Genomic DNA, 21,212 nt, shown 5'->3' on the forward strand with positions numbered 1-21,212 from the left:
GCCCTGCGTTTCGCGGGGCCCGGGCCGGCTACCAGCGTCGCCTTCCCCGAGCCGTGAAGTAGGTCCCAACAGGGGCGTCCGTATCGCCCCAGGAGGGCCCGATGCGTGTGAGGATGGGAGCATGTCGCACGGCGAGGAACTGTTCGCGCTCGGCGGGGACGTGACCACGGAGCCCAGCTTCGAGTCCGCTCTGCGGGGGTACGAGAAACGACAGGTCGACCGATACGTCGCTCGTGCGGAGCACGAGATCGCCGCGCTCGCGGCCGAACGGGAGCAGGCGTACACCCAGATCCACAAGCTGGCCGGTCAGGTCGAGGTGCTGCAACGCGACCTCGCCCAGGTGCGCAAGCAGGTCGGGGTCGTCGACCGGGCCGCCTTCCGACACCTCGGGCCGCGGGTGGAGCAGATCCTCACGCTGGCCGAGGAACAGGCCGAGGACATCCTCTCCGCCGCCAACGAGGAGATCGAAGCCCGCCGGGCCGCCGCCGAGCACATCATCGAGGAGGCCCGCGTCGCGGCGGCCACCGCGCTCAAGGATTTCGAGATCGCCCTGGCCGCTCGGCGGGCCGAGGAGGAGCGGCAGGCCGCGACCCGCCGGGCCGAGTCGGAGGCCGCCGCGAAGTCGGCGAAGGAGGAGGCCGCCCGGCTGCGCAAGTCCGCTCAGGAGGCCCTGGCCCGGGCCCAGCAGGAGGCGACGCAGCTCCGGGACGCGGCCAAGGAGATCCACAGCCGGGCCCAGCAGGAGGCGACCAAGCTACGCGACGCGGCCCGCGAGGCGCTCGCCACCGCCCAGCAGGAGGCGACCCAGCTTCGCGACGCCGCCAAGGAGGTGCACGCCAAGGCCCAGCAGGAGGCGCGACGGCTGGTCGACCAGGCCACCGAGGCCGGCCGGGCCACCCACGCCAAGGCCCAGCAGGAGGCCAAGCAGATCATCGACGACGCCGCCGAGGCCGGCCGGGCCGCCCGCAACAAGGCCCGCCAGGAGGCCGAGCGGCTGAGCACCCAGGCGACCGAGGCGGCCAAGCGCACCCGCGCCGAGACCGAGGCGTACGCCCAGCGGATGCGCAGCGAGACCGAGGCGTACGTGCAGCACGCCCGGGCGCAGGCGCAGCAGGAGCTGGGTGCCTGGCGGGCCGGGGTGGAGAAAGAGGTAAACAGCCGACGCGAGGCGGCCGACCGGGAGTTGACCGAGCGCAAGGCGACCGCCGAACGCGAGTTCACCGCCCGCCGCGATCACCTGGAGAAGCAGTACAAGACCCGCAACGCCGAGCTGGACGAGCGGATCCGCACCCGTACCGCCGAGCTGGAGTCCGGCTTCGAGACCCGGCGGTCCCAGCTGGAGTCCGAGTACACGGCGCGGAAGAACGAAATCGAGCAGGGCGCCGACCAGATCCGCCAGGCCGCCGAGCAGGAGGCCGCCACGGTACGCGGGCGGGCCGAGGAACAGGCCGGTGAGCTGCTGCGCCAGGCGGAAACCGAGTCGGCCGCGAAGCGACGCGAAGCCGACGAGTACGTCACCGCCGTGCGGAGTGAGGCCGACGAGTACGCGGCCAGCACCCACCGCGATGCCGACCAGTACGCCGAGACCACACGGCGGGAGGCGGACGAGCACGTCACCGCCGTGCGGCAGGAGGCGGACGAGCACGTCGCGGCGTCCCGCCGCCAGTTCGAGGAGTACGCGGCCACCACCCAACAGCATCTGGCCACCACCCAGCAGCACCTCGCCGCCACGCAGCAGGAGGCCGCAGCCGGCCGGCAGCAGCTCGCCCAGGTGATGCTGGAGATCGCCAAGGCCCAGCAGCAGCTCGCCGACCTGCGTCAGGAGACGTGGAAGTCCCGGCAGGAGTCCGACGAACTGGAGCGCAAGTTGCTCGGCCTGCGGCTACAGGCCACCTCAGCGCCCGACGGCTCGACGCCACCGACGGTTGCCGCAGTGTCCGCCAACGGGGCACACCCCACCGGCGTCTCGACGAACGGCACTCAACCCTCCGGCGACCCGCTGGCGGTCGCTCCCTCCGGCGGCGCTGCCACCCGCCCCGGCGACGAGGCCCCGGCCGGGGGCGGCCGAGCCGGTGACCGTCCGAGCGGTGACGATGCCGGGCCGGCGACCAAGCCGGCGGCGGAACCGGTCACCACGGTCGAGGATCCCTCGCCGAACAAGCCGACAGCCGAGCCGACAAGCGTCGACGGCGGCACCGCCAGCGAAGGGCTGGACGGCGAGCCGACGGTGGCGGCGGTACCCGGCGAGGGTGGCCGAGGTGCCACCCCGACGAAGATCACCAGCACCGGCGAGAACGGCAAGCGTCCGACCAAGCCGACCACCGACGAGCGCAGCGCCAAGCCCAGCAAGGTCACCTCTGACTGACGTCTCGCCCTGAGCGTTGGCCCGGATCGGCTACGGCCCACCTCCAACGGCGAGCCGCCGCCGCGGGCGGCTGACGTCGGCGAGGACGCTGTCCCAGGCACGGCCAGGCCACCCCGCCCCGGAAGTCCGCACCCGCACCCGCACCCGCGATCTTGCAGTTGTGGTCGCGGCATACCAGGCGTTAGTGGACGAATCAGGGACCACAACTGCAAGATCGGCGAGTCGGTGGGGGGTGGCGGCGGGGTCTGGTCCAGGCGAGGAAGCGGGAGAAGCCGGCGAGGTAGATCGACAGGCCGGTCGGGTTGTGTTCGTACTCCGCCCGCAGCAGTAGTCGCGCCTCCCCGCAGGGCCAGGGCTGCCCGTCGGTACGGCAGCACCAGGTCGGCCGTAGCGGGGTGTGTGGTGGTCGGGCTGGTCCGGCCGCGCGCTCTTTGAACACATCAAGCTCCGGCGAGGAAGGCTCTGGGTACATCTGTTGTCGCCAGAGCAGCAACAGATGTACCCAGAGCGGGCTGGGTGAGGTTGCCCGCGGGGGATGCGGGCGGCCCCCGCCTGAACCCGTCCGCGCCCTCCGGGCCACGACCGAATCCGGCATAGCTGACAGTCTGGTGACCGGACCACTACTGTCGGAAGGCATCGAGGCTGGTGGTGGCCCTGGTGCGCACCGGAGCTGCCGCCGAGAGATACCGAGTGGTTCTCGGCAGATGGTTGTGGAGGCAGTGTGGAACAGACGACGGCGGATCTGATCCGGTCACAGTTACGCCGACTGCGGGTCGCCGCCGGGCACACCCAGGAGGAGTTCGGAAAGCTGGTGCACTACTCGGCGTCCATGGTCTCCGCCGTCGAGACCGGCACCCGACCGTACGATCGTCAGCTGCTGGCCCGGGCCGACGAGGTGCTGACCTCCGGCGGCCTGCTGGCGTCGCTGCTGCGGATCGCCGAGCGGGAAGGACAGCCGTCCTGGTTCCTGCCCTGGTTGGACGCCGAACGCCAGGCCCGGCAGCTTCGGGTCTTCCAGCCCACGCTGGTCCCCGCGCTGCTTCAGACCGAGGGCTACGCCCGCGCGGTGATCCGCTGCGACGACCTGCTCAGCGACGAGGAGGTGGAGCAGCGGGTGGCCGCCCGGCTGGACCGGCAGACCATCCTCGACCAGCCCGACCCGCCGCAGCTCATAGCGGTCGTCGACGAGGCCATCGTGCATCGGCGGGAGGAGCGTCTCCGGACGCCCATGGCGCACCAGATCGAGCACCTGATCGCCTGCGCCGAGCGGCCGAACGTCAGCGTCCACGTCGTGCCGCTCAGCGTCGGGCTGCACGTCGGCCTCTACGGCTCGTTCTCGCTGGCCCGAGGTGTGGACGGTGGCTGGGTGGCGAGCCAGGAGACCCAACTGACCGCGTCACCGACCGACAACGAGGCGAATCTGGCTACCCTGTTGGCGCGCTGGGAGACGGTGCGCAACGAGGCGCTGTCCCGCCAGCAGTCGATCGCACTCCTCAACGAGATGGTGAAGTCATGGCCCTGAACGGCGCGACCTGGCGTACCTCCACCCGCAGCGGGAGCACCGACTGCGTGGAGGTGGCCGACAACCTGCCCGGCGTGGTGGCCGTCCGGGACAGCAAGGACCGGCAGGGTCCGGTGCTCGCGTTCACCCCGTCGACCTGGCGGTCCTTCGTCGACAAGGTCAAGCGGCCTTGATCCGCCGCACCGTCCCACGCTGAGCCACCAACGCCCTCAGCTCGACAGCGCGCCCGCACCACACCTCAGGGCTCGCCGGCCGGAGCAGCACGATCCGGCGGCCGCCGGAAGACCGACGGGGAGACCGGATGGCACAGCACGAGCCCGACGAGCCCGACGAGGCCGAGCCGAGGCCGGCCGAACCCGACCGGCCCGAGGCAGGTCGAGGTGACGCGACGCAAGCCCGGGAGGCGACGCCGGAGGGCGCGCGGGCGGCAGGCCTCGGCGGGGATACGAGGAACGCGTTGCCAGCCGGCGAGACCGCCACGGTCGGCGGTGCGCAGCGTCCGGAAGGGGCCGACTCCGGCCGCTTCGGCACTCCCGGGCGACCGCTGCGACGCAACAGTTTCCTGGTCGGATTCACCGGGGCGCTCGGCGTGCTGCTCGCGTACGCGGTCTATCTGGGGGTGCGCAACGCCGCGGGGATCCTGGTCCTGGTGGTGATCGCGCTCTTCCTCGCGGTGGGCCTGCACCCGGCGGTGATCCGGCTGCGGTCCTGGGGGTTCCCGCGCGGGTTGGCCGTGGCGACGGTCGTGCTTGTCGTGCTGGCGCTGCTCGCCGCCGGGGTGCTGGCGCTGGTGCCGCCGATCGTGACCCAGTCCGGGCAGTTCATCGAGCAGTTGCCGAGCTACCTTGAGTCACTGCGCCGCAACGAGACGGTGAACGACCTGGTCGAGCGGTTCGACCTGATGCGGCGTGCGCAGGAGGCGGCCAGCGCGGACGTGGTCGGTCGGGCGTTGGGCGGAGTGCTCGGCGGCGCCCAACTGGTCTTCGGCACCGTGTTCCGGGTGCTGACCGTGCTGGTGCTGACCATCTACTTCCTGGTCTACTTCGACCGGCTCCGCGACCTCGGCTACGCCCTGGTACCGCGCTCCCGTCGTCAGCGGGTGCAGCTGATCGGCGACGAGATCCTGACCAAGGTCGGGGCGTACATGGTCGGCGCGCTCGCCATCGCGGTCCTGGCCGGTGCGAGCACCTTCGTGTTCGCGCTGATCGTCGGCCTGCCATATCCGTTCGCGCTGGCGGTGGTGGTCGCGGTGACCGACCTCATCCCACAGATCGGCGCCACCCTCGGTGCCGTGATCGTCAGCCTGGTCGGCTTCGCCACCGACCCCTCGGTCGGCATCGCCTGCGTGATCTTCTTCGTGATCTACCAGCAGGTCGAGAACTACCTCATCTATCCCAAGATCATGCGACGTTCGGTGCAGGTCAACGAGGTCGCGGCGCTGGTAGCCGCGCTGCTCGGGGTGTCGCTGGTGGGGGTGATCGGCGCGCTGATCGCCATCCCGACGGTGGCCGCCATCCAGCTGATCCTCCGTGAGGTGATCCTCCCCCGCCAGGATGCCCGCTGACCCGCCGGCCAGGGCAGACCGGCACCGGCTCGCCGGGCCGGGAGCTCAGTCGGCCCGACGCTGCGGTGGGCCGGACACCGGCGTGTCGGCGAACGCGGCGACCGTCCGGTCGGCGTACGCGCTGGCGTCGCCGGTCTCCATCGGGCCGTCCCAGGTGGTCGGTAGCGGCACCGGCACCGCCGGGTTGACCCGCCGGACCACCTCGTCCAGCACGGTCTCGGCGTCGCCGACCCAGAGGTGCTTGGCACCGGGTACACCGACGACCTCGGCCTGTGGCACCGCCGCGAACTGCTCACGGGCCTGCTCCGGGCGCAGGTAGTCGTCGAACTCCGGCACCAGCGCGGTGAGTGGCTTGCCCGACTCGGCCCACTCGTCGAGGTCGGACCGGCCGGAGTAGCGCAGCGGCGGGGAGAGCAGGATCGCGCCGGTCACCGCCGGGTCGCAGCCGTAGCGCAGCGCCAGGTCGGTGCCGAACGACCAGCCCAGCAGCCAGACGTTCGGCAGTTCGTGGAACTCGGCGTACTCGATCGCGGCGGCGACGTCGAAGCGCTCGCCGACGGCGGAGTCGAAGCTGCCCTCGCTGGTGCCGCGCACGCTGCTGGTGCCCCGGGTGTTGAATCTGAGCACGGCCAGGTCGGCCAGGGCGGGCAGTCGCCAGGCCGCCTTGCGGAAGACGTGGCTGTCCATCATCCCGCCGTGGGTGGGCAGCGGATGCAGGCAGACCAGCGTCGCGGCCGGTTCCCGGTCGACCGGGCGGGCCAACTCGCCGACCAACCGCAGCTCATCCGCGGTGTGCAGCTCGATGTCCTCCCGGTGCCCCGGCAGGATCGAGGAGGCACGGATAGCTTTACTCACCCGCCCATTGTCCCGTGCCGCCCACCGCTCCGCTCTCGACGTGACCAAGATCGCGAAGGTGACTCCGGGCCGCGCCGTCAGCCGTGGCGGGGCGCGTTGCGCCCGCGCTGGATGACCGGGGCCCGGCGGTCGCGGGCACGCCAACAGCCGGTGTGCCAGTGCCGCCGGTCGGTCAGGTCGCCCCGGCCGTCCGCCGGCCAGGCGACCACGTGCGCCACGCCGGGCCGGATCTCCTGGTCGCACCCGGGGCAGCGGTACGTCTTTGTGGACGCGCCGCCGCTGATGCCGCGCACCTGCCACTCGCCGTCCCGCCACTGCTGGACTGCGGCAACGCCGTGCCGGGCGCGCTCGGTGTCGAGGCGCACCGCGTCGTCACGGCGGGGACGGTTGCGACGGGGACTCACGTCGTCAAGCGTACGGTCGAGCTGCCGTGCCCCGGTCAGCGGCGGGTGTGGTCGCGGAAGCCGCGGCCGGTCTTGCGGCCCAGGTAACCCGCGGTGACCAGGTGCTCCAGCAGCGGCGCCGGGGCGAACCCGGGCTCCCGCAGTTCCAGGTACAGCTCCCGCTGGATGGCCAGCGCCACGTCCAGGCCGACCACGTCGAGCAGCTCGAACGGGCCCATCGGGTAACCGCAGCCCAGCTTCATCGCGTGGTCGATGTCGTCGGTGGTGGAGTAGCTGGCCTCCAGCATCCGCACCGCGTCGTTGAGATACGGGAACAGCAGCGCGTTGACGATGAAACCGGACCGGTCGCCGCAGACCACACCGGTCTTGCCCAGCGTGGCACTGACGGCCTGAGCGGTGGCGATGGTCTCGGCCGAGGTACGGATCGTCCGGACGATCTCCACAAGCGGCATCGCCGGGGCCGGGTTGAAGAAGTGCAGACCGACCACGTCGGCCGGGCGCTGGGTGGCCATCGCCACCTCGATCACCGGCAGCGACGAGGTGGTGGTCGCCAGCACCACGCCCGGCTTGCAGATCTCGTCCAGGCTGGCGAAGAGGGCCTTCTTGACGCTGAGTTCCTCGACCACCGCCTCGACCACCAGATCCACGTCGGCCAGGTGGTCCAGCGTCGCCGACCAGTTGATCCGGCCGAGCGCGGCGTCCCGGTCCGCCTCGCTGAGCCGGCCCCGGACCACGCCCTTGTTCAGCGAGGTCTGCACCGCCTCGAAGACCTTGGCCGACTGCTCCGCACCACGGGTCACCGACACCACCTCGTAGCCCGCCTTGGCGAAGACCTCGATGATCCCGGTGGCCATCGTCCCGGAACCCACGATGCCGATCTTGGTCACGGCCGCGTCGGACACTGCCGGTTCCGTCGTGGTCGGCGTCTGCTCGTCCGGTACGACCTTCGGCGAACCGGGCCGCTCGTAGGTGTAGAAGCCCCGGCCGGACTTCCGCCCGAGCAGCCCTGCGGTCACCATCTGCTTGAGCAACGGCACCGGGGCGTGCCGGCGGTCCCGGCCACCACGCCGGTACATGGTGTCCAGGATCTCGTACGCGGTGTCCAGGCCGATCAGGTCCATCAGCGCGAGCGGACCCATGGGCAGTCCGCAGCCGAGCTTCATGGCCGCGTCGATGTCCTCACGGGTGGCGTACCGGGACTCGAACATGTCGACGGCGTGGTTGAGGTAGCCGAAGAGCAACGCGTTGGCGATGAACCCGGCCCGGTCGCTGATGGTCACGTCGACCTTGCCGAGCCGTCCGCAGAGCGCCTCCACGTCGGCCACCACGTCGGCTGAGGTGACCACCGTGCGTACCACCTCGACCAGCTTCATCACCGGTGCGGGATTGAAGAAGTGGATGCCGACGACCTGGTTGGGGCGCGCGGTGGCCACGGAGATCTCGGTGACGCTCAGCGACGAGGTGTTGGTGGCGAGGATGGCCTCGGGCTTGCAGACCCGATCCAGCTCGGCGAAGAGCCGCTGCTTGAGGTCGAGGTGCTCGGGCACCGCCTCGATCACCAGGTCCACCGAGTGCAGCGCGTCCAGACCGACGGCGAAGGTGACCCGGGCCAGCAGGGCGTCCCGGTCGGCCTCGGTGAGCTTGCCCCTGGCCACCGCCCGGTCCGTCGAGCCGGTCAGGTTCGCCCGCCCACGGTCGAGCGCGGCGTCGGAGATCTCCACGGCCACCACGTCGATGCCGTTACGGGCGAAGACCTCGACGATGCCGGCACCCATGGTGCCCAGACCCACCACACCCACGCTGGTGAACTCGCGCGCCACGACCCGGCCTCCCCTGTCCGCAACGACACGGCCCGAAATGAACGGCCGCTAAGGTTATGCGCGCGAGTCTGCCACGTGACGCACGGTTGTCGAGGCGCCGTGGCACATGTCACCGATGCCCGGTTTACCCACCTGGCGGGTAGTCGGGTGCTCCGGGCTGGTCAGGCCGGAGCGACCCCGGCGAGAGCGAGCAACTCCGCGACAAACTCCGCCGGGCGCTCCAGGTGTGGGCTGTGCCCGCAGCCGGGCAGCGCCACCTCCCGGTAGCTTCCGCCAGCGGCGACGTACCGGTCGAGCACCGCACGGATCTGCCCGATCATCGGCTGCGGTGGGCACGCCTGCGCCCCGGGCCAGCCGGGCACCACGCCCAGCGCTCCGAGCTGCGCCAGATCGAACAGCGAGGTGTCCGAGACGATCACGTCAGACTCACCGCGGATCCAGGTGACCGGGGGCTTGGGTGTCACGGCCACCAGCTCCTCGGCGACCCGGAAACGCGCGAGTGCGTTGAGCACGCCACGGCCACCCGGTGCGCTCCCCGGCCAGTTCGTCGAGGACACCGCGTCGCCGGGGTAGTTGTCCGGGCCGGTGGCGGTGGAGAGCAGGCTGTCGAGCAGCAGTTCCTCGTCGTCGCCGAGGCAGGCGGGGTCCGCCACGTACGCGGACCGCAGCACACTGCGCGGGCTGGTCCGCGCCTCGGCGCCGCGGTCGCCGGCGGCCAGCCGCGCGACGAAGTCGCCGCTCGTCGCGCCCGCGCCGGAGCCGGCGAGGTCGGGCGTGGTCGGGGTGCCGGCCAGGTCGCGGGTGGCTCCGAAGCCGTACGGGGACACCGGTGCCGCGAGCAGCAGCCCGGCAATTCGGTCCGGGTGGTCCACCAGCAGGCGCATCGCCACTCCGCCACCGAGCGAGTGGCCGACCACCAGGGGCCGGGCGCCCTCGGCGAAGAGCGACGGCTCGTCGAGCAACGCCGCCACGTCGTCGGCGAAGTCGGTCAGGCCACGGTTGGCGTCTACCGGGGCGGTCTGCGTGGCGCCGTAGCCACGCAGATCCGGCGCGACCACTCGGACGGTCTCCGGCAGGCGGCGCACCAGCGGCTCCCAGAAGGCGGCCGAGGAACAGTTGCCGTGCACGAGCACCACCGGTACGCCGTCGACCGGTCCGGCCACCCGGACGGCCTGGGTGATTCCGTTCGCGGTGACGACCTGCTGCTGGGTCTCCATCCGCGGCATGCTGCCACGATCGACACCGCCGGTCCATATGGTCGGCACCCATCTGCGGCCGGGCCGACGTGTGACCGAGGCTCGTCGTCAGCGGCGGACGCCGACCACGGCTGCCGCGCCGGGCTGCCCGGGCACCACAGGTGTCTCGACCGTGGCGGGCAGCGGTCGGTTCGGTCGCCGCTCCTGGCGGGGCAGTTCGAAGCTCAGGCCCACCGGGTCCGTCCGGGCCAGGCCCGGGTCGAAGAACCTCAGCTCGCTACCGCCGATCCGGATCACGTCGCCGTCGCTGAGCCGGACGACCTCGGTGACCCGGCGGTCGTTCACCCAGGTGCCGTTGGTGGAACCGAGATCCACCAGAGAGGCAACCTCCCCGGCCCGCCAGATCTCGACGTGTCGACGGCTCAGGTGCGGATCGTGCACGACGATGTCGACCGCCGGGTCGCGACCGATCACCTGTGGCCGACGCGGCAGCCGAAAGCGCTGCCCCCGCATCGGCCCGGCAGCCACCGTCAACAGCGGCATCAGTTGCGGATGTTCCTCCATGGACAGTCAGTCCTTCCACCCGTGCGACGATCCCGGATCAGGGTTTCACCAGCGGGTGTCCACCTTCACCATCCAGCCGGATGCGTACCGGCAACCATCCGGGTGCTTTGTGTTCACATCTTCCACGGCGGCCGGCAACGGAACTGTCGGCCGGACGCGAGGTTCGTCCGGTTCAACCACCCGGACGGCCGGGAGGATTCGCCCGTTTCCCCACCCCTACCGGCGAGTAATTCTCGCGTCTAGACTTCCGCCATGACGGCTGTGCTACCCCCCGGCACCCCAACTGTTCAGGGCAACCACCTGATCTCCACCAGCCCGGCCACGGGCGACGAAGCGGGACGCGTTCCGGTCGCCGCCGCGGTGGACGTCGAACGTGCCGTCGAGCGGGCCCGCGCCGCCGGCCAGTGGTGGGCGGGGCTCGGCTACACCGAGCGGCGGGAGCGGCTGCTGCGCTGGCGGCGGCTGCTCGCGCAGCGGATGGAGGAGTTGGCCGGCCTGATGCACGCCGAGGGCGGCAAACCGGTCGCCGACGCACTCGTCGAGATCGTGACCGCGGTGGAGCACGTCGACTGGGCGGCCCGTAACGCCCGGCGGGTGCTCGGCCCCCGGCGGGTCCGCTCACGGCTCGTCCTGGCCGAATTCTCGGCGCACCTGGAGTACCAGCCGCATGGCGTGGTCGGCGTGATCGGGCCCTGGAACTATCCCGTCTTCACCCCTATCGGTTCCATCGCGTACGCACTGGCGGCCGGCAACGCGGTGGTCTTCAAGCCGAGCGAGTACACCCCGGTCGTCGGTCAGTGGCTCGTCGACAGCTTCGCCGAGGTGGTGCCCGAGCATCCGGTGCTCACCGCGGTGCACGGCCTCGGCGACGTCGGCGCCGCCCTGTGCCGGGCCGGCGTCGACAAGCTCGCCTTCACCGGCTCTACCGCCACCGCGAAGAAGGTGATGGCGGCCTGCGCCGAGTCGCTGACCCCGGTGCTGCTGGAAGCCGGCGGCAAGGACGCCATGATCGTGGACTCCGACGCCGATCTGGACGCCGCCGCCGAGGCCTGCGTCTGGGGAGCGATGACCAACGCCGGGCAGACCTGCATCGGCATCGAACGGGCCTACGCCGTCGAGCCGGTCTTCGACGCGTTCGTCGACAAGGTCGTCGAGCGCGCCGGGCGGCTCACCGTCGGACCCAGGGACGCCGACATCGGACCGATCACCATGCCGAGTCAGCTCGACGTCATCCGGCGACACATCGAGGACGCGGTGGCCCGGGGCGGTCGGGCGGTGCTCGGCGGGCCGGAGGCGGTACGACCGCCGTACGCGCACCCGACGGTGCTGGTCGAGGTGCCGGAGCAGGCTGCCGCCGTACGCGAGGAGACCTTCGGGCCGACCCTGACCATCAACCGGGTCCGCACCGCCGACGAGGCGCTCGCCCGGGCCAACGCCCTGCCGTACGGGCTGGGTGGTTCGGTCTTCGGTCAGCGGCGCGCGGTCGCGATCGCCCGGCGGCTGCGCTCCGGCATGGCCTCGGTCAACTCGACGCTCACCTTCGCCGGCATGTCCACCCTGCCGTTCGGCGGCGTCGGCGAGTCCGGTTTCGGCCGGATCCACGGCGAGGACGGGCTGCGCGAATTCGCCCGCGCCAAGGCCGTCACCCGCCGCCGGGGTCGTTCACTGCTGCCCTCGACCACGTTCGAGCGCACCCCGGCCGACGTCGCCCGGCTGGTGAAGGCGGTCAAGCTGCTCTACGGCCGGTGACCGCGGCACCGCCTAGAAGAGCGTCAACTCGTCCCGCTCGATGCCGCGCAGCCGGTCGTAGTCGACCACCACGCAGCGGATCCCCCGGTCGGTGGCGAGCACCCGGGCCTGCGGCTTGATCTCCTGCGCCGCGAACACCCCGGCGACCGGGGCGAGCAGCGGATCCCGGTTGAGCAACTCCAGGTAGCGGGTGAGCTGCTCCACGCCGTCGATCTCGCCACGGCGCTTCACCTCGACGGCGACCGTGCCCTGGTTGGCGTCCCGGCAGAGCAGGTCGACCGGGCCGATCGCGGTCATGTACTCGCGGCGGATCAGGGTGTAGCCGTCTCCCAGCGCCTCGGGGTTGGCCGCCAGCAACTCCTGGAGGTGAGCCTCCACGCCGTCCTTGCGCAGCCCGGGATCGACACCCAACTCGTACGAGGTGTCCTGGAAGATCTCCTCCAGGGTGATCCGCAGCTCCTCGCCGGCCTTGTTGACCACCCGCCAGACGCCCGGGGCCTCCTCCAGCCGGCACGGCGGGCTCATCCAGTTCAACGGCTTGTACGCCCGGTCATCGGCGTGGATGGAGACCGATCCGTCCGCCTTCACCATCAGCAGCCGGGTGGCCGGCGGCAGGTGGGCCGAGAGTCGTCCGACATAGTCCACCGAGCATTTCGCAATCACCAACCGCACCCGAGCAGGGTAGCGGAGTCACCGGACATCGCCACCGAGCGGCGCTGGCGTGCCGGTGCCATGCTGTGCTGGTGCTCGAAGTGCTCACCGGTACCGGCCTCGCCGCCTCGGCGGGGCTGAACGCCTACATTCCGTTGCTGGCGATGGGGCTGCTGGCCCGCTACACCAGCGTCATAGACCTGCCTGGCGGGTGGCAGTGGCTCGGCAACGAGTGGGTGCTGGGCATCCTCGCGGTGCTGCTCGTCGTCGAGGTCGTGGCGGACAAGGTGCCAGTGGTCGACCACGTCAACGACATGGTGCAGACGGTCGTCCGGCCGACGGCCGGCGGGTTGGCGTTCGGGGCCGGATCCGCGTCCGAGACCGTGACGGTGAGCGATCCGGACAGCTTCTTCGCCAGTGGCGGCCAGTGGTTGCCGGTGCTGGTCGGGGTGCTCATCGCGTTCGGCGTACACCTGCTGAAATCGACAGCCCGTCCGGTGATCAATGCGGCCACGGCCGGCGTGGGCGCGCCGGTGGCGAGCACCGCCGAGGACGCCACGAGCGTGGTGATGTCACTCGTCGCGATCATCCTGCCGGTGCTGGTGCTCGTGTTCCTGGTCGGCCTCGTGCTCTTCCTCCCGTGGCTGCTGCGCCGCCGGGCGGACCGGCGGCGGGAGCGGCAGGCCGCACGGGAGGCGGGCTTCCGCGTCTGACTACGGACCACCGGCACGGCCGAAACGCCACCCCAACCTGCCCTAAAGCCTAAAATTGGGGCAATCAACGGAGGAGGTTGGGTCATGACCGCAGCAATGGAGATGCCCCGGGTCCAGGAGTGCGTGGTTGCCGCCTGCGCGTACAACCACACCGGCGACTGTCACGCCTTCGCCATCACCATCGGCAGCATGGACCACGCCCACTGCCACACCTTCATCGAGATGCCCGCCGTCCGGGCCGGCCTCGACGGGCAGATCGCCCAGGTCGGGGCGTGCCAGCGCGCCGACTGCCGGCACAACGAGCAGTTGGAGTGCCAGGCACCGGCGATCCGGGTCGGCCCCGACGCCGACATGGCCGACTGCATAACCTACGACCACCGCTGAGACCTCGTCCGTGCGGTCCCGGCCACGTGCCGGGACCGCACGTCACAGCTCGTTCGCCTGCCGGATGACGGTGACCAGCTCGTCGATGATGTCGGTGAGGGCGAAGTCCTTCGGGGTGAACACCCGCGCCACCCCGGCCGCGCGCAGGCGCTCGGCATCCGGAGCGGGAATGATGCCGCCGACCACCACCGGCAGGTCCGGTCGGCCGGCGGCGCGCAACCCGTCGAGCACCGCCGGTACCGCCGCCAGGTGTGAGCCGGAGAGCACGGAGAGCCCCACCAGGTCCACGTCCTCCTCCACCGCGGCGGCCACGATCTGCCCGGCGGTGAGCCGGATGCCCTGGTAGACCACCTCGAAGCCGGCGTCGCGGGCGCGTACCGCGATCTGCTCGGCACCGTTGGAGTGGCCATCCAGGCCGGGCTTGCCGACAAGCAGTCGCAGCCGCCCGCTGCCCAGCTCGCGGGCGGTGGCGGCGACCCGGGCGCGGACCTCGGCCAGACCCTCGTCACCACCGCTGGCAGACCCGCCCGCCAGCCCGGTCGGGGCCCGGTACTCGCCGAACACCCGGCGCAGGGCCGCCGCCCACTCGCCGGTGGTCACCCCGGCCCGGACACACTCCAGGGTGGCCGTCATCAGGTTCGTCGTGGTCGCGGCGTCCGCACGCAGCCGGGCCAGTGCCGCGTCCACGGCCGCCGGGTCGCGGTCGGCCCGCCAGGCGCGTACGGCCGTTGCGGCAGCGACCTCGACGGCGGGATCGACCTGCACGACCGCGTCGGCACCGGCGGCGGTCAGCGGTGACGGTTCGGTCCCGGTGAACCGGTTGACGCCGACCACCACGTCGCTGCCGGCCTCGATCCGTCGCCGCCGATCGGCCAGGGAGGCCACCAGGGCGCTCTTGAGGTAGCCGGTCTCCACGGCGGCGACCACACCACCCATCTCCAGCACCGTCGCCAACTCGGCCCGGGCGCCGGTGACGATCTCGTCGACAAGCGCGGTCATCACCCGCGAGCCGTCGAACAGATCCGGATACTCCAGCAGGTCCGACTCGTACGCGAGCACCTGTTGCATGCGCAGCGACCACTGCTGGTCCCACGGACGCGGCAGGCCGAGCGCCTCGTTCCAGGCCGGCAGTTGCACCGCCCGCGCCCGTGCCCCACGGGAGAGGGTGACCCCCAGCATCTCCAGCACGATCCGCTGCACGTTGTTCTCCGGCTGGGCCTCGGTGAGCCCGAGGGAGTTGACCTGCACGCCGTACCGGAAGCGGCGCCGCTTCGGATCCTCGACGCCGTACCGGTCGCGGGTGATCTCGTCCCACAACGCGCCGAACGCGCGCATCTTGGCGATCTCCTCGACGAACCGCACCCCGGCGTTGACGAAGAACGAGACCCGCTGGACCACGTCGCCCATCCGCCGCGCCGGCACCTGGCCGCCGTCGCGCACTGTGTCGAGCACCGCCACCGCCGTGGCCAGCGCGAACGCCACTTCCTGCACGGGCGTGGCCCCGGCTTCCTGAAGGTGGTACGAGCAGATGTTGACCGGGTTCCAGCGCGGCATCTCGCGCAGCGTGTACGCGATCACGTCCGCGGTCAGTCGCAGCGAGGCGGCCGGCGGGAAGATGTGCGTGCCTCGGGAGAGGTACTCCTTGATGATGTCGTTCTGGGTGGTGCCGGCGCAGCGGGCGAGGTCGGCGCCCTGCTCGGCGGCGACCGTGCCGTAGAGGCCGAGCAGCCACATCGCCGGCGCGTTGATGGTCATCGAGGTGTTCATGTCGGCCAGCGGGATGCCCTCGAAGAGCACCCGCATGTCGCCCAGATGCGACACCGGGACGCCGACCCGGCCGACCTCGCCGGTGGCGAGTTCGTGGTCGGGGTCGTACCCGGTCTGGGTGGGCAGGTCGAAGGCGACCGACAGACCGGTCTGCCCCTTGGCCAGGTTGCGGCGGAAGAGCGCGTTGGTCGCGGCGGCGGAGGAGTGCCCCGCGTACGTGCGCATCACCCAGGGGCGGTCACGCTCCGGCAGCCGGCCCGGGAGTGCCTTCTCATCCATGGCCGGAGTTTAAGTTACCGTTCAGTAGAGTGGGTTGTGCAAAACCACACAGCCGCCACCACCCCCGGTGCGGACGCCGGGTCCCGGCGGGCCGCACACTTGACGGCATGAGTGACGACGTCGCGATCCGCGTCCGGGGGCTGCGCAAGACGTACGGCGACAGTCTCGCGGTCGCCGGCCTGGACCTGGACGTCCACCGGGGCGAGGTGTTCGCCCTGCTCGGGCCGAACGGCGCCGGCAAGACCACAACCGTGGAGATCCTGGAGGGCTACCGCCAGCGCGACGCCGGCGAGGTACGCGTCCTCGACGTCGACCCGGCCAGCCCGACGCGCGACTGGCGGGGGCGGGTCGGCATCGTGTTCCAGGGCACCGGGGAGTTCGACGAACTCTCCGTCGCCGAGGTGGTGCACCACTTCGCCGGCTTCTACGCCGACGCCGACGACCCCGACAAGGTGATCGAACGGGTAGGGCTGGCCGCCAAGGCCCGCGCCCGTACGCACACCCTCTCCGGTGGTCAGAAGCGCCGGCTCGACGTGGCACTCGGCATCGTCGGTCGCCCGGAGCTGCTCTTTCTGGACGAGCCGACCACCGGCTTCGACCCGGAGGCCCGGCGGGAGTTCTGGGAGCTGATCCGTGATCTCGCCGCCGCCGGCACCACAATCGTGCTGACCACGCACTACCTGGACGAGGCCGAGGCGCTCGCCGACCGGGTGGGCGTGATCGCCGCCGGCCGGCTGGTCGAGGTAGCCGCGCCGAACCAGCTCGGCAACCGGCAGGAGGCGCTGGCCACGGTCTCCTGGCGTACCCCCGATGGCACGCCGGACAGCGCGCAGAGCGCGACGCCGACGGCGCTGGTGGCGGAACTCGCCGCGCGGTTCGGCGGTGAGGTGCCCGGCCTGACCGTCACCCGGCCCACCCTTGAGGACATCTACCTGACGATGATCGGACACCGATGACCACCACGACGAGACCGGCGGAACCGGTCACCGCCGCAGCCCCCGCCCGGCGCAGCGGCCCGGCCGGCCTCGCCCTGCGTCAGGGGCGGCTGGAGATCCGGCAGTTCCTGCGCAGCCGCGAGTCCGTCGTGTTCACGCTTGGCTTCCCCCTCATCATGGTGCTGATCTTCGCGTCGATCTTCGACGAGGAGATCGCGCCCGGGGTGAGCTACACGCAGTACTTCATCACCGGCATGATCGCGACCGGCCTGATGACGGTCAGCTTCCAGAACCTCGGCATCTGGATCCCGATCGAACGGGACCGGGGTGTGCTCAAGCGCTACCGGGGCACCCCGATGCCGAAGTGGGTCTGGTTCGCCGGCAAAGTGATCATGGTGCTGGTGACCGGCGTGGTGATGACCGCGCTGCTGCTCGCGGTATCGGTGACCCTGTTCGACCTGGAACTGCCGACCACCACCACGGCCTGGGTGACCTTCGGATGGGTGAGCGCCCTGGGGGTGACCGCCTGCACGCTCTGCGGCATCGCCATCTCATCGCTGGCCCGGACCGCCCGCAGCGGTTCGGCGGTGGTCACCCCGGTCGCGCTGGTGCTCCAGTTCATCTCCGGGGTCTTCTTCGTCTTCACCAACCTGCCGACCTGGATGCAGCAGGTGGCGGCGCTGTTCCCGCTCAAGTGGATGTGCCAGGGCCTACGGGCGGTGTTCCTGCCGGAGAGCTTCGGTGCGGACGAGCCCGGCGGCTCGTTCGAGCTCACCCGCGTCGCCCTGGTGCTGGGCGTCTGGTGCGTGATCGGTCTGGTGCTCTGCCTGACCACCTTCCGCTGGACCACCCGCCGCGACGGCTGAGCCACGGGGAGGGCCCGACCGGCCCTCCCCCGCAGCGACGTCAGTACGAGTAGAAGCCCTGGCCGGTCTTGCGGCCCAGATCGCCTGCGGTGGCCATGCGCTGCAACAGCTCCGGCGGGAAGAACTTCTCGTCCGCCGTGTCGGTGTAGATGTTGCGGGTCGCGTTCAGCAACACGTCGACACCGGTCAGGTCGACGGTGGCCAGCGGGCCCATCGCGTGCCCGAAGCCGAGCCGGCAGGCGGTGTCCAGGTCCTCGGCGGAGATGACGCCCGCCTCGACCAGTTTGACCGCCTCCATGGCCAGCGCGCAGATCAGCCGGGTGGTGACGAAGCCGGCGATGTCCCGGTTCACCACCACGACGGTCTTGCCGATCTCCTCGGCGAAGGACTTCGCCCGTTCCAGGGTGGCATCGCTGGTCTTGTAGCCACGCACCAGCTCGCAGAGCTTCATCATCGGCACCGGCGAGAAGAAGTGGGTGCCGACGACCGCCTCCGGACGCTCGGTGGCCGTCGCGATCTGGGTCACCGGAATCGCCGAGGTGTTGGTGGCCAGCACCGCGTCCGCCTTGCAGATCTTGTCCAGGGCGCGGAACACCTCGTGCTTGATCTCCAGCTTCTCGAAGACCGCCTCGATGACTATGTCCGCGTCGCCGGCCGCCTCCAGCTCGGTGGTGGGGGTGATCCGCCCGAGTGCCGACTCGACCTCGTCGTCGGTGAGCTTGCCCTTCTCGGCGAACTTCGCAAGCGACCGCCGGATGCCGTCCAGACCGCGCTTCGTCGCCGTCTCGTCCAGATCCCGCAGCACCACCTGCCAGCCCGCCTGCGCCGCCACCTGGGCGATGCCCGAACCCATCAGACCGGCACCGACGACCGCGAGTCGACCCGCCATGCTGCTTCTCCCTCGCTGCGAATGAGTGTCTGTCTGCACCCTAGTCGGGGAGCCTGAACGATGGCTAAGCGCGACCGGCAATAGGGCGGTGGAGGCGAGGCGGGTCCTGGCCGAGGATGGCAAGGCGGAGGAGGAGGCCATGCCGGTGTTGCATGGCCGACGACGACAACGCCGCCAGCCGAAGCGCCAGGGCACGCCGCAGCCCCGCCAGTCCTATTGCCGGTCGTGCTAAGGCGCTCAGATGGTCAGCTCGGGTTCCTCAGGTGCGGTCGCCCGCTCCACCTCGATGCCGAGTGCCCGCAGGTCGGCCACGAAGTCGGGATAGCCCCGGTCGACGTGGTGCACGTGCGACACCTCGGTCACCCCGTCGGCACAGAGCCCGGCGATGATGAGCCCGGCGCCGGCCCGGATGTCGGTCGCGCGTACCGGCGCGCCGGAGAGCCGCTCCCGGCCGCGTACGACCGCATGGTGCCCGTCGGTCTTGATGTCCGCGCCCAGCCGCATCATCTCGTTGGCGAACATGAACCGGCCGTCGAAGATGTTCTCGGTGATCAGCGAGGCGCCCTCGCTGAGCGCCGCGAGCCCGATCGCCATCGGCAGCAGGTCGGTGGCGAAGCCCGGATAGGGCAGCGTCACCACGTCCACCGCGCGGGGTCGCTCGTCCATGCGTACCCGGAAGGAGTCCGCCCGGGTCTCCACCATGCCGCCGGCGGTGACCACCTTGTCGAGCGCGACCTCCAGGAACGCCGGATCCAGGCCGGTGACGGTCACGTCGCCACGGGTCATCGCCGCGCCGAACGCCCAGGTCCCCGCGACGATCCGGTCCCCCACCGTGGCGTGCCGGACCGGGCTCAGCCGGGGTACGCCGACGATGGTGATGGTCGAGGTGCCCTCGCCGTCGATCAGCGCACCCATCCGCTGGAGCATCGTGCAGATGTCGACGATCTCGGGCTCACGGGCTGCGTTTTCGATCACGGTGGTGCCCTCGGCCAGCACCGCCGCCATGATGAGGTTCTCGGTCGCCCCGACGCTGGGAAAGTCCAGCACGATCTCCGCGCCACGCAGCCGGTCGGGGGCCGAGGCGATCACGAAGCCGTGCTCGCCGGAGATGTCGGCACCCATCCGGGTCAGCCCGGAGATGTGCATGTCCAGACCCCGCGAACCGATCGCGTCACCGCCCGGATGGGCCACCCGCACGTACCCGCGGCGGGCCAGCAACGGACCCAGCACGCAGATCGACGCCCGCAGCCGGCGGACCAGGTCGTAGTCGGCCTCGACGCCCGGCTGCTCCGGCACGTCGATGACGACCGACCGGGACCGGGCCACCCCGCCGATCGCCACCATCGGGTCCACCGGATCGTCGGCGTCGAACCGTACGCCGCAGCCGAGGCGGCGCAGCACCTCCCCCATGATGGCGATGTCGGTGATCCGGGGCACGTTGGTGATCACCGTGCGGCCGGGAGCGAGCAGCGCGGCGGCCATCAGCTTGAGCGCCGAGTTCTTCGCACCGACCACATGCACCGTGCCCGCGAGCCGGGCGCCACCGCGTACCCGGATGACGTCGACATCGGCGATCGCGGGATCACCGGCGTCACCCGGGCCGACGCCCGCAGGCCAACCCGTGCCGGCGTCCGGCCGGGCCGGGATCGTCAGGTCCGGTATCCGTAGGCTGTGCGTCATGGCCGTCCACCTCACGCGCATCTACACCAAGGCCGGCGACGCCGGCATGACCAGGCTGAGCAACAACGAGCAGGTGCCGAAGAACGATCCACGGATCGTCGCGTACGCCGACGTCGACGAGTGCAACGCCGCCCTCGGCGTGGCACTCGCCCTGGGCCAGCTACCCGACGCGCTCCGGGCGGTGCTGGGGTCGATCCAGAACGACCTGTTCGACGTGGGCGCCGACCTGTCCACGCCTGTCGAACCGGACCCGAAGTATCCGCCGCTGCGGGTCACGGAGGAGTACGTCGAGCGCCTTGAGGGCTGGTGCGACGAGTACAACGCGCGCCTGAGCAACCTCGACTCCTTCATCCTCCCCGGCGGCACCGCGGGCGCGGCACTGCTGCACGTGGCGCGGACGATCGCCCGGCGCGCCGAGCGGTCGGCGTGGGCGCTCATCGCACACGACCCCGACCGGACCAGCCACCTCCCGGCAAAGTATCTCAACCGGCTGTCAGATCTGCTCTTTATCCTCTCAAGAACGGCAAATCCGGACGGAGACGTGCTATGGGTGCCGGGCGGAGGGCGGTAACCGTCGGTGCGCTGCACCACGTGGAGCTCTGGATACCCGACCTGAACGCCGCAATGCGTAGCTGGGGCTGGCTGCTCGGCGAGTTGGGCTGGACGCCGTTCCAGCAATGGCCGGTCGGCCACTCCTGGCGACTCGGCGCGACGTATCTGGTGCTTGAGGCATCGCCAGCGCTCACCGGCAGACGTCACGACCGGCGCGCCCCGGGCCTCAACCACCTGGCCTTCCACGCCGGCTCGGCCGCCGCCGTGGACCGGCTGGTCGAGCAGGCACCGGCGTACGGCTGGGAACTGCTCTTCGCCGACCGGCACCCGTACGCCGGCGGACCCGACACGTACGCCGGGTACCTGGCCGATGGTCAGGGGTACGAGGTGGAGTTGGTGGCGTCGGCCTGAGCTTGTCTTTGGGTTTGGTTGCTGTTGTTGGCTGGTGTTGTTGGGT

General features: G+C 71.1%; 20 protein-coding genes. 11 read left to right on the forward strand and 9 right to left on the reverse strand.

Going from position 1 to position 21,212, the window contains the following annotated elements:
- The first annotated feature begins 121 nt into the window (after positions 1 to 121).
- The 4 genes from Vse01_RS20425 (at position 122) to Vse01_RS20440 (ending at position 5,451) form a co-directional block, all read left to right on the forward strand.
- Positions 122 to 2,365 (forward strand): coiled-coil domain-containing protein, encoded by a 2,244-nt coding sequence (locus Vse01_RS20425; protein ID WP_093410607.1) that lies wholly within the window; start codon positions 122 to 124, stop codon positions 2,363 to 2,365.
- Between the two features lie 721 nt (positions 2,366 to 3,086).
- Positions 3,087 to 3,887: a helix-turn-helix domain-containing protein gene (locus tag Vse01_RS20430; RefSeq protein ID WP_093410609.1), complete on the forward strand. Its 801-nt coding sequence runs from the start codon at positions 3,087 to 3,089 to the stop codon at positions 3,885 to 3,887.
- Positions 3,878 to 4,060 carry a DUF397 domain-containing protein gene (locus Vse01_RS20435; protein ID WP_093410611.1) on the forward strand — a complete coding sequence of 61 codons (183 nt, stop codon included), beginning with the start codon at positions 3,878 to 3,880 and terminating at the stop codon, positions 4,058 to 4,060. The genes Vse01_RS20430 and Vse01_RS20435 overlap by 10 nt, the downstream gene beginning before the upstream one ends.
- A 128-nt stretch (positions 4,061 to 4,188) precedes the next feature.
- Positions 4,189 to 5,451 (forward strand): AI-2E family transporter, encoded by a 1,263-nt coding sequence (locus tag Vse01_RS20440; RefSeq protein ID WP_232511453.1) that lies wholly within the window; start codon positions 4,189 to 4,191, stop codon positions 5,449 to 5,451.
- Positions 5,452 to 5,496: 45 nt separating this feature from the next.
- Here Vse01_RS20440 and Vse01_RS20445 read toward each other — a convergent pair whose 3' ends face one another.
- From Vse01_RS20445 to Vse01_RS29655, 5 genes are all read right to left on the reverse strand, one after another.
- Positions 5,497 to 6,306, reverse strand: coding sequence for an alpha/beta hydrolase (locus Vse01_RS20445; protein WP_093410613.1), 810 nt, complete (start codon positions 6,304 to 6,306; stop codon positions 5,497 to 5,499).
- 77 nt (positions 6,307 to 6,383) lie between these two features.
- Positions 6,384 to 6,671: an Rv1322 family protein gene (locus tag Vse01_RS20450; protein ID WP_093410615.1), complete on the reverse strand. Its 288-nt coding sequence runs from the start codon at positions 6,669 to 6,671 to the stop codon at positions 6,384 to 6,386.
- Between the two features lie 74 nt (positions 6,672 to 6,745).
- Complete coding sequence (locus Vse01_RS20455) at positions 6,746 to 8,530, reverse strand: 3-hydroxyacyl-CoA dehydrogenase family protein (protein WP_093410617.1); 1,785 nt, start codon at positions 8,528 to 8,530, stop codon at positions 6,746 to 6,748.
- 161 nt (positions 8,531 to 8,691) lie between these two features.
- Positions 8,692 to 9,756, reverse strand: coding sequence for an alpha/beta fold hydrolase (locus tag Vse01_RS20460; protein ID WP_373870691.1), 1,065 nt, complete (start codon positions 9,754 to 9,756; stop codon positions 8,692 to 8,694).
- A gap of 78 nt (positions 9,757 to 9,834) precedes the next feature.
- Positions 9,835 to 10,290, reverse strand: coding sequence for an FHA domain-containing protein (locus tag Vse01_RS29655; RefSeq protein WP_093410621.1), 456 nt, complete (start codon positions 10,288 to 10,290; stop codon positions 9,835 to 9,837).
- 252 nt (positions 10,291 to 10,542) lie between these two features.
- Between Vse01_RS29655 and Vse01_RS20470 the strand changes: the two genes are divergently transcribed.
- Positions 10,543 to 12,039 (forward strand): aldehyde dehydrogenase family protein, encoded by a 1,497-nt coding sequence (locus tag Vse01_RS20470; RefSeq protein WP_093410624.1) that lies wholly within the window; start codon positions 10,543 to 10,545, stop codon positions 12,037 to 12,039.
- Between the two features lie 12 nt (positions 12,040 to 12,051).
- Here the strand turns inward: Vse01_RS20470 and nucS are convergent, their stop codons facing one another.
- Positions 12,052 to 12,711, reverse strand: a complete 660-nt coding sequence (gene nucS / locus Vse01_RS20475; protein WP_093410627.1) for an endonuclease NucS — start codon at positions 12,709 to 12,711, stop codon at positions 12,052 to 12,054.
- 71 nt (positions 12,712 to 12,782) lie between these two features.
- On the opposite strand from nucS, the gene Vse01_RS20480 reads away from it, so the two are divergent.
- Together Vse01_RS20480 and Vse01_RS20485 are read left to right on the forward strand one after the other, a co-directional pair.
- The gene (locus Vse01_RS20480; protein WP_093410677.1) at positions 12,783 to 13,403 is read left to right on the forward strand and encodes a DUF4126 domain-containing protein; all 621 of its coding nucleotides are present in this window, start codon (positions 12,783 to 12,785) and stop codon (positions 13,401 to 13,403) included.
- An 84-nt stretch (positions 13,404 to 13,487) separates the two neighbouring features.
- On the forward strand, positions 13,488 to 13,787 hold the full coding sequence (locus tag Vse01_RS20485; protein WP_093410630.1) for a DUF1540 domain-containing protein: 300 nt from the start codon (positions 13,488 to 13,490) through the stop codon (positions 13,785 to 13,787).
- Positions 13,788 to 13,829: 42 nt separating this feature from the next.
- Here the strand turns inward: Vse01_RS20485 and Vse01_RS20490 are convergent, their stop codons facing one another.
- Positions 13,830 to 15,833: an ethylmalonyl-CoA mutase gene (locus Vse01_RS20490; protein ID WP_093410633.1), complete on the reverse strand. Its 2,004-nt coding sequence runs from the start codon at positions 15,831 to 15,833 to the stop codon at positions 13,830 to 13,832.
- A 107-nt stretch (positions 15,834 to 15,940) separates the two neighbouring features.
- Here Vse01_RS20490 and Vse01_RS20495 point away from each other — a divergent pair, with 107 nt between their 5' ends.
- Together Vse01_RS20495 and Vse01_RS20500 are read left to right on the forward strand one after the other, a co-directional pair.
- Positions 15,941 to 16,789, forward strand: coding sequence for an ABC transporter ATP-binding protein (locus Vse01_RS20495; protein WP_093410636.1), 849 nt, complete (start codon positions 15,941 to 15,943; stop codon positions 16,787 to 16,789).
- Positions 16,786 to 17,634 (forward strand): ABC transporter permease, encoded by an 849-nt coding sequence (locus tag Vse01_RS20500; protein WP_093410638.1) that lies wholly within the window; start codon positions 16,786 to 16,788, stop codon positions 17,632 to 17,634. The genes Vse01_RS20495 and Vse01_RS20500 overlap by 4 nt, the downstream gene beginning before the upstream one ends.
- Before the next feature lie 40 nt (positions 17,635 to 17,674).
- On the opposite strand, the gene Vse01_RS20505 is transcribed toward Vse01_RS20500, so the two are convergent.
- Positions 17,675 to 18,523 (reverse strand): 3-hydroxyacyl-CoA dehydrogenase family protein, encoded by an 849-nt coding sequence (locus tag Vse01_RS20505; RefSeq protein WP_093410640.1) that lies wholly within the window; start codon positions 18,521 to 18,523, stop codon positions 17,675 to 17,677.
- 237 nt (positions 18,524 to 18,760) lie between these two features.
- Positions 18,761 to 20,203: a UDP-N-acetylglucosamine 1-carboxyvinyltransferase gene (murA, locus tag Vse01_RS20510; RefSeq protein WP_093410644.1), complete on the reverse strand. Its 1,443-nt coding sequence runs from the start codon at positions 20,201 to 20,203 to the stop codon at positions 18,761 to 18,763.
- On the opposite strand from murA, the gene Vse01_RS20515 reads away from it, so the two are divergent.
- Together Vse01_RS20515 and Vse01_RS20520 are read left to right on the forward strand one after the other, a co-directional pair.
- Positions 20,202 to 20,774, forward strand: a complete 573-nt coding sequence (locus Vse01_RS20515; RefSeq protein ID WP_093410647.1) for a cob(I)yrinic acid a,c-diamide adenosyltransferase — start codon at positions 20,202 to 20,204, stop codon at positions 20,772 to 20,774. The genes murA and Vse01_RS20515 overlap by 2 nt on opposite strands.
- Positions 20,750 to 21,166 (forward strand): VOC family protein, encoded by a 417-nt coding sequence (locus Vse01_RS20520; RefSeq protein ID WP_093410649.1) that lies wholly within the window; start codon positions 20,750 to 20,752, stop codon positions 21,164 to 21,166. Before Vse01_RS20515 ends, Vse01_RS20520 begins: the two co-directional genes overlap by 25 nt.
- The last annotated feature ends 46 nt before the right edge of the window (positions 21,167 to 21,212 follow it).

Origin of the sequence: Micromonospora sediminimaris (genome assembly GCF_016863575.1) — a bacterium.
Classification (GTDB): Bacteria; Actinomycetota; Actinomycetes; order Mycobacteriales; family Micromonosporaceae; genus Micromonospora; species Micromonospora sediminimaris.

Bases quoted from the DNA above. Each gene is read 5' to 3' on its own strand.
- Vse01_RS20505 (WP_093410640.1), bottom strand. From the start codon at position 18,523: ATGGCGGGTCGACTCGCGGTCGTCGGTGCCGGTCTGATGGGTTCGGGC.
- Vse01_RS20485 (WP_093410630.1), top strand. From the start codon at position 13,488: ATGACCGCAGCAATGGAGATGCCCCGGGTCCAGGAGTGCGTGGTTGCC.
- Vse01_RS20425 (WP_093410607.1), top strand. From the start codon at position 122: ATGTCGCACGGCGAGGAACTGTTCGCGCTCGGCGGGGACGTGACCACG.
- Vse01_RS20435 (WP_093410611.1), top strand. From the start codon at position 3,878: ATGGCCCTGAACGGCGCGACCTGGCGTACCTCCACCCGCAGCGGGAGC.
- murA (WP_093410644.1), bottom strand. From the start codon at position 20,203: ATGACGCACAGCCTACGGATACCGGACCTGACGATCCCGGCCCGGCCG.
- Vse01_RS29655 (WP_093410621.1), bottom strand. From the start codon at position 10,290: ATGGAGGAACATCCGCAACTGATGCCGCTGTTGACGGTGGCTGCCGGG.
- Vse01_RS20520 (WP_093410649.1), top strand. From the start codon at position 20,750: ATGGGTGCCGGGCGGAGGGCGGTAACCGTCGGTGCGCTGCACCACGTG.
- Vse01_RS20500 (WP_093410638.1), top strand. From the start codon at position 16,786: ATGACCACCACGACGAGACCGGCGGAACCGGTCACCGCCGCAGCCCCC.
- Vse01_RS20495 (WP_093410636.1), top strand. From the start codon at position 15,941: ATGAGTGACGACGTCGCGATCCGCGTCCGGGGGCTGCGCAAGACGTAC.
- Vse01_RS20470 (WP_093410624.1), top strand. From the start codon at position 10,543: ATGACGGCTGTGCTACCCCCCGGCACCCCAACTGTTCAGGGCAACCAC.
- Vse01_RS20490 (WP_093410633.1), bottom strand. From the start codon at position 15,833: ATGGATGAGAAGGCACTCCCGGGCCGGCTGCCGGAGCGTGACCGCCCC.
- Vse01_RS20460 (WP_373870691.1), bottom strand. From the start codon at position 9,756: ATGCCGCGGATGGAGACCCAGCAGCAGGTCGTCACCGCGAACGGAATC.
- Vse01_RS20440 (WP_232511453.1), top strand. From the start codon at position 4,189: ATGGCACAGCACGAGCCCGACGAGCCCGACGAGGCCGAGCCGAGGCCG.
- Vse01_RS20515 (WP_093410647.1), top strand. From the start codon at position 20,202: ATGGCCGTCCACCTCACGCGCATCTACACCAAGGCCGGCGACGCCGGC.